General features: G+C 68.1%; 9 protein-coding genes. 8 read left to right on the top strand and 1 reads right to left on the bottom strand.

The annotated features are described in order from the left end of the window. The first annotated feature begins 4 nt into the window (after positions 1–4). The gene (locus BJ998_RS13135) at positions 5–943 is read left to right on the top strand and encodes a VOC family protein (protein WP_184861554.1); all 939 of its coding nucleotides are present in this window, start codon (positions 5–7) and stop codon (positions 941–943) included. Positions 944–1,237: 294 nt separating this feature from the next. Beyond that, a complete protein-coding gene (locus BJ998_RS47440; RefSeq protein ID WP_312890084.1) occupies positions 1,238–4,297 on the top strand; it encodes a fumarylacetoacetate hydrolase family protein in 3,060 nt (1,019 codons plus the stop codon). A 55-nt stretch (positions 4,298–4,352) separates the two neighbouring features. Here BJ998_RS47440 and BJ998_RS13115 read toward each other — a convergent pair whose 3' ends face one another. Continuing rightward, positions 4,353–4,583, bottom strand: a complete 231-nt coding sequence (locus BJ998_RS13115) for a transposase (protein WP_184861550.1) — start codon at positions 4,581–4,583, stop codon at positions 4,353–4,355. A 986-nt stretch (positions 4,584–5,569) separates the two neighbouring features. Between BJ998_RS13115 and BJ998_RS13110 the strand changes: the two genes are divergently transcribed. From BJ998_RS13110 to BJ998_RS13090, 6 genes are all read left to right on the top strand, one after another. After that, positions 5,570–8,515: a glycoside hydrolase family 3 protein gene (locus BJ998_RS13110; RefSeq protein WP_246488584.1), complete on the top strand. Its 2,946-nt coding sequence runs from the start codon at positions 5,570–5,572 to the stop codon at positions 8,513–8,515. 65 nt (positions 8,516–8,580) lie between these two features. After that, positions 8,581–8,940 carry a LacI family DNA-binding transcriptional regulator gene (locus tag BJ998_RS47435; RefSeq protein WP_312890083.1) on the top strand — a complete coding sequence of 120 codons (360 nt, stop codon included), beginning with the start codon at positions 8,581–8,583 and terminating at the stop codon, positions 8,938–8,940. A gap of 5 nt (positions 8,941–8,945) precedes the next feature. After that, the gene (locus BJ998_RS13105; RefSeq protein ID WP_312890082.1) at positions 8,946–9,533 is read left to right on the top strand and encodes a substrate-binding domain-containing protein; all 588 of its coding nucleotides are present in this window, start codon (positions 8,946–8,948) and stop codon (positions 9,531–9,533) included. After that, positions 9,530–10,765, top strand: a complete 1,236-nt coding sequence (locus tag BJ998_RS13100) for an ABC transporter substrate-binding protein (RefSeq protein WP_246488583.1) — start codon at positions 9,530–9,532, stop codon at positions 10,763–10,765. Before BJ998_RS13105 ends, BJ998_RS13100 begins: the two co-directional genes overlap by 4 nt. Continuing rightward, positions 10,762–11,634, top strand: a complete 873-nt coding sequence (locus BJ998_RS13095; RefSeq protein ID WP_184861547.1) for a carbohydrate ABC transporter permease — start codon at positions 10,762–10,764, stop codon at positions 11,632–11,634. Before BJ998_RS13100 ends, BJ998_RS13095 begins: the two co-directional genes overlap by 4 nt. After that, positions 11,631–12,440: a carbohydrate ABC transporter permease gene (locus tag BJ998_RS13090; RefSeq protein ID WP_184861545.1), complete on the top strand. Its 810-nt coding sequence runs from the start codon at positions 11,631–11,633 to the stop codon at positions 12,438–12,440. Before BJ998_RS13095 ends, BJ998_RS13090 begins: the two co-directional genes overlap by 4 nt. The last annotated feature ends 30 nt before the right edge of the window (positions 12,441–12,470 follow it).

The raw sequence follows: 12,470 nt of genomic DNA, 5'->3' as shown, positions 1-12,470 counted from the left end.
AGACATGACCAACCGTCTACTCACCCATCTGCGGCACGTCGACCTCGCCGTGCCGGACTACAACAAGCAGCTCGACTTCTACGCGGGCGTCTGGGGCCTGACCAAGGTCGCCGAGGACTCCGGCATCTCCTTCCTGGCCGCCGAGGGTTCACCCGAGCAGTACGTCGTCCGGCTCCGCAAGGCCGACGAGAAGCGACTCGACCTCATCTCCTACGGTGCCGCGAGCCCGGCCGATGTGGACACGCTCGCCGAGCAACTGCTCGCGGGTGGAGTGCGGTTGATCTCCCAGCCCGGCAAGCTCGACACCCCCGGCGGCGGCTACGGCTTCCGCTTCTTCGACATCGACGGCCGCACCATCGAGGTCTCCGCCGACGTCGAGGCACGCAAGCACCGCCGGGTCGAGGAGAAGGAGGCCATCCCCGTTCGTCTCTCGCACGTCGTCCTGAACTCCACCGACATCAACGCCACCCGCGCCTGGTACGAGCAGCACCTCGACTTCCGGCTGTCCGACACGATGAGCATCCCGCACATGGGCGAGCTCATGCACTTCATGCGGATCAGCAATCAGCACCACTCCGTGGCCATTGCCCGCGGCCCGCACACCTCCCTGCAACACCTCTCCTTCGAGATGCGCGGCATCGACGAGTACATGCGCGGCACCGGCCGGCTACTGCGCTCCGGCGCCACCAAGATCTGGGGCCCCGGACGGCACATGGCGGGCGACAACACCTTCACGTACTTCCTCGATCCGCACGGCAACACCGTGGAGTACACCACCGAGCTCGAAGAGCTGGACGAGGACACCTGGCACCCGCACATCTACGACCTGACCAAGCCCGAGAACGCCGATCAGTGGGGCACGGCCAACCCGATGAACGAGATGATCGCCAAGGAGATGCACAACGACGTCGACCATGGCGTATTCGTCGCTCCGCCGGTCTAACCCCTTGGCCACGGGGGCTCGGCGCACTCCCCGCTCTGCCACCCCCTGCGGCCTTGGTCTGTGCCAACTCACCCAGATCCTGAGGTTTGCCATGCGTTTGGCCAGGTACGAACAGCACGGTCGCCGCCGCGTCGCCACCGTGAAGGACGACGGACGGGCCGGGTCATGACCGACGCCCCGGACACGGACTCTGCTCCTGCTCCCACAGCGGACGCGGCGGAACTCGAGGAGTTGCTTCCCGGGATCCACGCCTGGGTGCAGCCGGACGGGACCTGGTGGGTCAACAACGCCGGCGTGGTGGCCGGCGACGACGGGATCCTGATGATCGACACCTGTGCCACCGCGGCTCGCACCCGCCGGTTTCTCGACGCCGTGGACACGGCCACCGGCGGGGCGCCCGTCCGGCTGGCGGTGAACACCCATCAGCACGGTGACCACACCTACGGCAACAGCCTCCTCCCCTCCACGACAGTGATCGTCGGGCACAGCCGGATGCGGGAAGGGCTTCAGGCCGACCCGATCATCGACGGCTGCCCACCGCTGTGGAACCCGGTCCCGGTCTGGGGGCCGGTGACCCGCCGGCTGCCCGACATCTCGGCCGGCTCCGCACTCACCCTGCACGTCGCAGCTCGGCGGATCGAGCTGCTGCACCCCGGTCGCCCGGCGCACACCACCGGAGATCTGATCGCCTGGCTGCCCGACGAACGCGTGCTGTTCTCCGGCGACCTGGTGTTCGCCGGACTCACCCCGCTGGTCTTCATGGGCTCGGTGGATGGGGCCCTCGCCGCGGTCGACTGGCTGGAGTCCCTGCAACCCGACGTCGTCGTCCCCGGCCACGGCCCGGTCCTCACCGGCGCCGACATCACTCGGGTCCTGGACGAGCACCGCCGCTATTACCGGCTCATCCTCGACGCCGCCCAGGACGGGCTCTCCCGGGGGGCTGACGCCCTTGCAGGCCGCCCGCCAGGTCGACCTGGGCGAGTTCACGGGCTGGGCCGACGCCGAACGGATCGTGCTCAACCTGCACCGCGCCTACGCCGACCACGCCGGCCGGGGCCTCGACGTGACCGCCGCCTTCGGGGACACGATCGCCTGGCTCGGCCGCCCGATGCATACCTCAGTCTGAAGGGAAGCACGACTGTGCGGTTCGTGACCTACGCCGACGACGACGGTGATCGGGTCGGCGTCATCCACCACGGCCAGGTCCATCCCCTCGGTCGCGGCGTCACGATGCTCGGCCTCCTGCGCGCCGGTGCTCTACGGGCGGCCGGGGAGCAGGCCCTGGCCGCGCCTGCCGCGACCCGGGCGGTCGGCGACCTTCGGCTGCGCGCGCCGATCCCCGATCCTCCCGCTGTGCGGGACTTCATGACCTTCGAACGGCACGTCGAAGGTGTCTCCAGACTCGGCGGAACCGACGCGGCCGTCCCCGAACGCTGGTACGAGGCACCCGCGTTCTACTTCACCAACCCCTACGCGATCCTCGGCCCCGCCGACGACGTCCCCGTACCGCCCGGCAGCCGGATGTTCGACCTGGAGCTGGAGGTCGCCGCCGTCATCGGTCGCGCCGGCCGCGACATCCACCCCGACGACGCCGACGCCTACGTCGCCGGCTACACCATCCTCGTCGACTGGTCCGCCCGCGACGTCCAGTTCGCCGAGATGCAGGTCCGGCTCGGCCCCACCAAGGGCAAGGACACCGCCACCACCCTCGGACCGGTCCTGGTCACCCCCGACGAGCTGCAACCCTGGCGCACCGACACCTCGTTCGACCTGACGATGACCGTCGAGATCAACGGCGAACGGCTGGGGCAGGACCGCTGGTCGTCCATGGCGTTCTCCTACGCCGACATGATCGCCTACGCCTCCCGCGGCACCGAGATCCGCCCTGGCGACGTCCTCGGCTCCGGCACCTGCGGCGGCGGTTGCCTCGCCGAACTGTGGGGCCGCAAGGGATTGAACGCCCACCGCCCCCCTGCAACCCGGCGACGTCGTCACCGTCACCGTCGAACAACTCGGCACCTTGACCACCCGCGTCGTGCCAGGCGTCGAGCCGATTCTCATCCCGCCCGCACGACGGGGCCGGTGGGCCCAGTCGTAGCCGTGAAGCCCGAACCAGTACATGTCCAGCATTGCGAGGAGAGTCCGATGGACGAGTTCGTCATCGTCGGTGCGAAGGTGTTCGACGGCGAGAAGAACCTGGGCCAGGTCGACGTGCACGTCGCCGACGGGGTCATCGTCTCGGTGGGCGGGCCGCGAGTCACCGGGGTGGAAGTCGTCGACGCCACCGGCGCAACCCTGCTGCCGGGCCTGATCGACGCACACACCCACACAGATGCCGCGATGCTGCGCCAGGCGCTGACCTTCGGCGTCACTACCGAACTCGACATGGGCTCGGTCCCCGCCACCATGACTCCGCTGCGCGTCCAGGTCGAAGCCGACCGGAGTTTCGCGGACGTGCGGAGTTCCTCCTTTTCGCTCACCCACCCCGACGGCCACCCGCATCAGTTCCGAAAGGGCCTCAACGATCCGGTCTGGCCGACCGCGACCACCGTGGCGGAAGCGGCCGGGTTCGTCGACGACCGGATCAGCGAGGGCGCCGACTACATCAAGCTGATAGCCGAGAGTGGCGGGGCGTTCGGCTTCCAGTTGCCGCACGTACCACTGGAGATTCACGCCGCCGTGATCGCCGAGGCGCACGCTCGCGGGAAGATGGTGATGGCCCACGCCATGACGCTGCACGAGACCGAACAGATGGTCGGCGCCGGCGCCGACGGCCTCGCCCATCTGTTCGCCGACACGGCCCACACCCAGGAGATCGTCGACCGCATCGCAAGCGCGAACGTGTTCGTGATACCGACACTGACTCCCCTTGCCTCGATCGTCGGGCTGTCGCACAGCACGGACCTGGCGCGAGATCCCCGCGTTGCGGGAAAGCTTTCGCCGGCATTGCGGGCGCACCTGTCCGACACGTTCGGCGGCTTGCCCGCCTCGCACTTCGACATGGCACTGGCCACGATCGCAGCCCTCCGCCAGGCCGGGGTCGACGTGATCGCAGGCACCGACGCCGCAGCTCTGGCCGTGCGCGGCGTGACCCACGGAGCAAGTCTGCACGGCGAGCTGCAACTGTTCGTACAGGCCGGTTTCAGCCCCGCCGAAGCCCTGCGCTCGGCGACTTCACTGACAGCGCAACGGTTCGGCCTTCACGATCGGGGCCGCGTCAAGCAAGGCCTGCGCGCAGATCTCGTCCTGGTCGACGGTGATCCCACCACAACCATCAACGACAGCCTGTCGATTCGCGCGGTCTGGCGACAGGGCTCGCGCCTCGCGGCCGCATCCACGCTCGGCTACCGGTGAACCCGCAGGGAGCGACGAGGGCGTATCTCCTGATTCCGGGATGCGGTGCGAGTGGTCATGATTGTTGCGGAGAGTAGGACGCCGCCGAGGAAGTCAGGGCGTACTTGTCGTAGCGGGTGGCGATGCCGCGCCACTGCTTCAGGCGGTTGAATGCCTGTTCCATGGTGTCGCGCTGCTTGTAGATCTCCTCGTCGAACGCTGGTGGGCGGGCCGCGCCTTCGCCGGAACGCTCGTGCCGACCGGGAGCCGACCGGACATCGGCGCGGTCGAGCGCGGCCGGATCCATGCGTACGAAGCAGGCACGAGCCGTGTGATCGGCACGTACGCCTCCGGCCAGTGGCATCGGACCACGCTCAGCGTGGACACGGTGAACCAGCGCTTCAACCTGGACATCGACGGCCGTCGGGTGCTGACCGATGCCGGGGATCGGGAAGGTCGCGTGGTACGCGAACGCGGCCGAGTGCGGGGCGGTGCACGTCGACGACGTGCGGATCTGCGACGACCCACATCCACCAACTGACGCCATGAGGGCTACGCGGCTCTGCCGGGTCGTTCCTACTGGGCGGAGCCGCACCCTGTGTTCCGGCCGGTCGCCGGAGTGAAGCAGGACCAACGAGCTATTCCCGGCAACGAAGTAGCTCTTTCTGGGCAGTTGCAAAATTTGTGCCAGCCTTGATTGCCCCTTCGACCAAGATGTCGACCCCGGTCAGATAGCCGGGTGCTTCGCTTGCGTAGAACGCGAGAACAGCCGCGACCTCCGCGGGCTTGCCGAATCGCTTGATTGCCGCCGACTTCACCGGGTCGCCAGCGCCGCGGTTCTCCTCGAAACGTCATGAGATCCGCACCGCGCGCGACGTCATCGCGCTGCCGGGCCCAGGCGCTCGGAAGCACCACTGAGCGAACGTTCCGGACATCCCGTGGGGCAAGGAAGTGCTGCGGACTGCCGACTGTCCGTTCTGCCGGCCTGAAACTTTCAGTCGCGGCCATGTGGTCGCAGCAGTGCTGCCGCCGCGACGCTTCTGCGTTTCGCGGGCTCTGACACGACAACCTTCCGCAGGTCCGACGCGGGAACGCAGTCAGAATTCCTGGTCCGTCACCCGGGCGGAGAGCGGCCGGCGGAACGATGAACGGTCATGGCGGTTCTCGTCGAAGCGCATCGAGGTTGACCCCTTGTGACGCCGCTGAAAGAGTCCTGGCGACGTTCGGCTTGATGACTGGGGCCCACTCGCTGAATGTCGAAGCGATTCGACAATGACGATCTGGGGGTGTGCCTTGGCGCGTTCACGTCGATGGTGGGGAAGCGTCGGCCTTGCCGCGGCCATGGTGCTGATCGCCACGACGGCGGCCGCCGCGGCGCCGGCGGTCGACCGGTTCCGCGATCCCGGCCTTCCGCTGTCCGTACGGCTCGACGACCTGATCTCCCGGCTTACCCTGGACGAGAAGATCTCGCTGCTGCACCAGTACGAGGTGCCGATCCCGCGGCTGGGCATCGGGTTCTTCAAGACCGGCACGGAGGCGCTGCACGGCGTCGCCTGGACCACCGACTTCTACCACGGCGGCGCGGTCGTCACGGCCAAGGGCACCGTCTTCCCCCAGGCTGTCGGGCTCGGCAGCACCTGGGACCCGGCGCTGATCAAACAAGTCGGCAACGCGGTGGGTCAAGAGGCGCGTGGCTACAACGCCGAGAACCCCACCCTGTGGGACCTCAACCTGTGGGCGCCGGTGACCAACCTGCTGCGCGACCCGCGTTGGGGCCGCAATGAGGAGGGCTACTCCGAGGACCCGTACCTGACCGGGGCCATCTCCTCCGCGTACGGCAAGGGCATCGAGGGCGACGACCCGCGCTACCTGCAAGCAGCGCCAACGCTCAAGCACTACCTCGCGTACAACAACGAGACCAACCGCGTCACGAGCAACTCCGCGGTGCCACCGAAGATTCTGCACGACTACGACGAGCAGGCGTTCAAGCCGGCGTTGACCGCGAACGCGGCCACCGGCGTGATGCCGTCCTACAACCTGGTCAACGGCCGGCCGAACACGGTGAGCCCCGATCTCGGCAGCACGGTGCGCAGCTGGAGCACCAACGATCTCGCGATCGTCAGCGATGCGGGCGCGCCGAGCAACCTGGTCTGGCCCGAGCTGTACTACGCCACCAAGCCGGCGGCGGTGGCCGCGGCGATCAAGGCAGGGCTGGACAGCTTCACCGACAACGACAACAACCCCGGCATCATCACCGACGCCGTCAAGGCCGCGGTGGACCAGAACCTGTTGACGGTGGCCGACATCGAGCGTGCCGATCGGCACCTGCTCTCGCTGCGGTTCCGGTTGGGCGAGTTCGACCCGCCCAGCGCCGGCAACCCGTACGCCAGGATCACCCCGGCCGTCATCAACTCGCCGGCGCACCAGGCGCTGGCCCGCAAGGCCGCCGACGAACAGGTCGTGCTGCTGCGTAACGACAACGGCGCGCTGCCGTTGACGGCCGATCCGGCCAAGAAGGTCGCAGTGGTTGGTCCGCTCGCCGACACGCTCTACACCGACTGGTACGGCGGCAGCCTGCCGTACCAGGTGACGCCCGTGCAGGGCATCATGGACCGGCTCGGGGCAGGCGCGAACGTGTCGTCCACCGAGGGGGTGGACCGGATTGCCCTGAAGGACAACGCGACGGGCAGGTATCTCACCGCGCCCACCGCTGACGGCGCGTTGACCGAGGGACCGACGACGGCCGGCGGCAACGAGTCGATGGACGTGTTCGACTGGGGCGCCGGCAAGCTGACGCTGCGCACGGTGGCCAACGGCAAGTACCTTTCGCTGGGCCCCAACCGCAGCCTGGTCAACAACGCCGCCCAGCCCAACGGGTGGTTCGTGCAGCAGCAGCTGAAACTGGACCAGCAGCCGGACGGCGGCTACGTGCTGGAGTACGCCGGCAACGACGCCGGCGGGGGCAACAGATACGCGGTCGTCGGAGCGGATGGGGCCGTCGCCCTGACCGCGGCCACCCCGGCGGCCGCCACCAACTTCACCAAGCAGGTGATCACCAGCGGCGTGGCCGACGCGGTCAACGCGGTGACCGGGGCGGACACCGCGGTTGTGGTGGTCGGCAGCATGCCCTTCATCAACGGCCGCGAGGACAACGACCGCACGAGCACCGAGCTCGCTCCGGCACAGCTGGCCCTGGTGCAGGCGGTGCAGAAGGCCAACCCACACACGGTTGTCGTGGTGGAGAACAGCTATCCCACGACGGGTTGGGACAAGCAGACCGCGCCCGGCGTCCTGTGGACCAGCCACGCCGGCGAGGAGACCGGGCACGCGCTGGCCGACGTGCTGTTCGGCGACGTCAATCCGGCCGGCCGGTTGCCCCAGACGTGGTACGCCTCGGACGCGCAGCTGCCGAGCATCCAGAACTACGACATCGCCAAGAGCGGCATGACGTACCTGTACCACCAGGGGCCGGTGCTGTTCCCGTTCGGTTACGGCCTGAGCTACACCACGTTCCGGTACGACAACCTGCACGTGAGCCGGCAGGGCTCCGCGACCCGGGTCACCGTGGACGTCACGAACACGGGACCGCGGGCCGGTGACGAGGTTGTGCAGCTGTACACGCACGAGCAGCAGTCCCGGGTCCAGCAGCCAATCCGGCAGTTGCGCGGCTTCCAGCGGGTCAGTGTCGCGGCGGGCCAGACCAAGAACGTCGCATTCACGGTGCAGGGCGGCGACCTCGCGTTCTGGGACGTGACGCGGAGCAAGTCCGTCGTCGAGGCCGGCGCCTACGATTTCCAGGTGGGCAGCTCATCGCAGGACATCCGACAGCAGGCGTCGATCGCCGTGCCCGGCGAGACCATTCCGCCACGCGACCTGTCGCGGACCACCCTCGCCCAGAACTTCGACGACTACCAGGGCACGACGCTGACCGACCAGAGCAAGGCCAGCGGCACCTCGGTGGCCGCCACGGCGGGGGCGTGGCTGGCGTACAAGGACGTTCAGCTCACGGGCGGCGGCACCCTCACCGCATCGGTGTCCAATCCGAACGCCGCACCCGCACATATCACCGTAAAGCTGGACACCGGGCAGGTGCTGGGCACGGTGACCGTCCCCAGCACTGGGGACAAGTACAAGTACGTCAGCGTCGCGGCCGGGCTGGCCAAGGTCGCCGGTCGGCACGATGTGTACCTGTCCTTCGACGGCCTGGCCAATCTGTACTCGTTCCGGATCACCCGTTAGACGGGGCGGTCCGCGTCGGGGCGCGAGTTGGCAGTCGACGGTTCGAACCAGGGGGAGGACCAGTGGTGACGATCACCGACGTCGCCAGGGCTGCCGGGGTCTCACCGAGCGCTGTGTCCTATGTGCTCAGTGGGAAGCGCTCGATCTCCCTGGAGACACAGCGAAGAGTGCAGCAGAGCATCCGCGAGTTGGGGTATCACCCCAACGCCGGCGCCAGGGCGCTGGTCAGCAGTCGCACCAATGTCATCGCGCTGGCCATCCCCTTCCGCGTCGACGTCAACGCTCCTGTGATGATGCAGTTCGTCGCCACGATGGCCAGCGCCGCCCGTGCCCATGGCCAGGACGTGCTGCTACTGACCAAGGACGAGGGCCGGCGGGGCTGCGCCGGGTCATCGGCTCAGCTATCGGCGACGCGCTCATCGTGATGGACGTGGAGGCCGAGGAGCCGAGGATCCCGGTGCTGGCGTCGTTGCGGCGACCGGTGGTGCTGCCCGGCGCCCCGGACAACCCGCAGAGACTGACCTGCGTAGACCTCGACTTCGTGGCGGCCGGCGCGTTCACCGTGAACCACCTCGCCGACCTTGGACACCGCCGTATTGCCCTGCTGGGTCCGTCCCCCGCGGTCTACGAACGTGGAACCAGCTACGCCGGGCGATTCTTACGTGACTTCAACGAAGCTGAGACGGCCCACGGCCTACGGGCGGTGTCCCACCCGTGCGCGCCCTCCTACGCCGGCGTGGGTGCCTACCTGGACCGGACGCTGAGCACCGATCCGTCGATCACGGCGATCGTGGCGCACAACGAGGCGGTGCTCGGTGCTTTGCTGTCCGAGGTGCGGCACCGCGGTCTCGACATTCCCAGGGCTCGACGGTCCGGTGTCGCCCGAGATCCGGCTGCTCTCGCCACGGCTGACCAGACGGGACAGTACCGCGTGACCACATTCTCACTCAGTCCGGGACTATGCCGCCGAGTGACGCTGACCAGCCTGTTGAAGCGATTCGACACCGTAAGGAGATGACGGCCTTGTCGTCCATGATTGCCAGCCTGAACAAGACCCTCGGTAGACCAGCGGCCGCGTTGACGCTGGTGCTGGCGCTGGCCGCCTGTGGGTCCTCCGCCGGCACGGCGAACTCCATCACCGAACTGGACTACTACACCGACCAGCAGGGCTCGGCCGCCTGGCAGAAGGTGCTGGACACCTGCTCGAAGCAGGCCGGTGTGACGGTCCAGCGGCAGACCGTGCCCACAGACCAGATGCTGCCCAAGATCTTGCAGGGCGCGAGCTCACGGTCGCTGCCGAACCTGGTGTTCACCGACAATCCCACCGTGCAGCAGATCGCCAGCACGGGCGCGCTGACCCCGTTGTCGGACTACGGCATCGCCACCGACGGCTTCTACGACAGCATCGTCAACGCCGGCACCTACCAGGGCAAGGTGTACGGGCTCGCGCCGGGTGTGAACGGCCTTGCCCTGCTGTACAACAAGGACATGCTCGCCGAGGCCGGTGTCGAGCCGCCGAGGACGTGGGACGAGCTGAAGGCCGCCGCGGCCAAGCTGACCAAGGGGCCGCGCTACGGTCTGGCCTTCTCCGCCATCCCCTCGGAGGAGGGCACCTGGCAGTTCCTGCCGTTCTTCTGGAGCAACGGCGCCGATTTGTCCGCAGTGGACTCAGACAAGGCCGTTCGGGCGTTGGAGTTCGTTTCGGGTCTGGTCGCCGGCGGCTCGGCGTCGAAGTCGGTGCTGAACTGGAACCAGAACGACGTGGCCGACCAGTTCGTCGCCGGCAACGCGGCCATGATGATCAATGGCTCGTGGAACCTGGCCCGGCTGGACGGCGAGAAGGCGTTGCACTACGGCGTGGTGCCGATCCCGACGCCGGCCGCGGGGGGCAGCCCGACGGTGGCATTGGGCGGCGAGATCGGCGTCATCCCGGCCACCGGGCAGGCCGCCCAGCAGTCGGCGGGGAAGGTGCTGTCCTGCCTGCTGTCGCCGGACGTGATGGCCAGCTGGGACGCCGGCCACGCCTACGTGCCGTCGAAGAAGGACGTCGCGGAGAAGTTCGGCCAGCAGTATCCGAACATGCGGTCGTTCGTGACCGAAGTCGCCACCGCCCGGTCCCGCTCGGCCGAGCTGGGGGAGAAGTATCCGAAGGTCTCGCAGGCGCTGGCGACCGCGGTGCAGGCGGCGATCACCGGCAGCCAGTCGGCCGAGCAGGCGCTCAAGCAAGCCCAGCAGGCGGGCGGGTCGTGAGCCGACGCGCGGCCGCCATTGCCTTCCTGCTGCCCGCCGTGCTGTACGTCCTGGTCTTCTTCGGATACCCGCTCGTCTACAACATCCTGATGAGCGTGCGGGACTACAGTGTCCGCTCGTTCTACACCGGCGAGGCACCGTTCACCGGGCTCGCGAACTACATAGCGGCGCTGGGCAATCCCGTTTTCGTCACGGCGGCGCTGAACACCGTGTGGTTCACGGTCGGCTCGATCGTCTTCCAGTTCGGGATCGGCCTGGCACTGGCGGTGTTCTTCAACGGCCGCTTCCTGGGCAGCTCGACGCTGCGCGCGCTGCTGCTCCTGCCCTGGCTGCTGCCGCTGGTGGTCAGCGGCGCGGTGTGGCGGTGGATCTTCGACCAGGATCACGGCGTGCTCAACACGGCCCTGCGCCTGGTGGGCCTGCCCGCGATCCCGTGGCTGACCGACACCGGTTGGGCGCTGCCGGCCGTGATCCTGACCAACATCTGGATCGGCATCCCGTTCAACCTGGTGCTGCTGCACGGCGGCCTGCGCGCGATTCCCGTTTCACTGTACGAGGCGGCGGCGCTGGACGGCGCCGGACCATGGCAGCGGTTCCGCAACGTGACGTGGCCGTTGCTGCGGCCGGTGACCGGGATCGTGCTGATGTTGGGCCTGGTGTACACGATCAAGGTGTTCGATGTGATCATGGTGATCACCGGCGGCGGCCCGGCCAACGCCACCCAGACGCTGACCACCTTCTCCTACAGCCTGTCGTTCCACGACTTCGCCTTCGGCCAGGGTGCGGCGGTCGGGAACGTGCTCATCCTGGCGGCCATGGTGTTCGGCTTCGTGTACCTGCGTTCGTCGGCCCGGGAGCCGCTGGCATGAGGGGCTTGGGCAAGACCGCCGTCGGCGTGCTGATCGTGTTGGTGCTGCTGTTTCCGCTGTACTGGATGCTCAATGCGTCGCTGCAGCCCAGCGGCGCGCTGCTGCGCCCGACACCGGAGTTCCTGCCGCTGCCCGCGACCCTGGACGGCTATCGCGAGGCGCTGGCCACGCAGGGCGGGCACCTGCTGTCCAGCCTGCTGGTGGCCGGCGGGACGGTCCTGGTGTCGCTGCTGATCGCGACGCCGGCGGCGTATTCGCTGGCACAGCTACCGTGGCGTGGCGGCCCGGTGTTCGTGTTCGTGCTGCTGATCGTGCAGATGATCCCTGGCATCGTGATGGCGAACTCGCTGTATGCGCTGTTCGGCGACTTCGGTCTGATCGACAACTACTTCGGGCTGGTGCTGGCCGATTCCACCGCGACGGTGCCGTTCGCGATCCTGGTGCTGCGGGCGTTCATGGTCGCCATCCCGCGCGAGCTGTCCGAGGCGGCGCGAGTGGACGGCGCGGGCTACTGGCGCACCTTCACCGCGATCATCGTGCCGGTCAGCCGCAACGCGGTGATCACCGCGGGGTTGTTCTCGTTCCTGTTCGCGTGGGCCGACTTCCTGTTCGCCGTGACCCTGACCACCGGGCAGGGCATCGAGCCGGTCACCGTGGGCATCTACCGCTTCGTGGGCAACCAGACCGCCGACTGGAACGGGATCATGGCCACGGCGGTGCTGGCCTCTGTGCCTGCGGCGATCCTGCTGGTGGTGGCCCAGCGGTACGTCGTGGCCGGCATGACAGGAGGAGCGGTGAAGGAATGACTCCGAGGACACCGAACATGATCATAGTGA

The organism is Kutzneria kofuensis, from assembly GCF_014203355.1.
In the GTDB taxonomy this organism is placed as follows: domain Bacteria; phylum Actinomycetota; class Actinomycetes; order Mycobacteriales; family Pseudonocardiaceae; genus Kutzneria; species Kutzneria kofuensis.
Note: the sequence above shows the minus strand (reverse complement) of the source record. Positions and strands in the feature narration are given on the sequence as shown.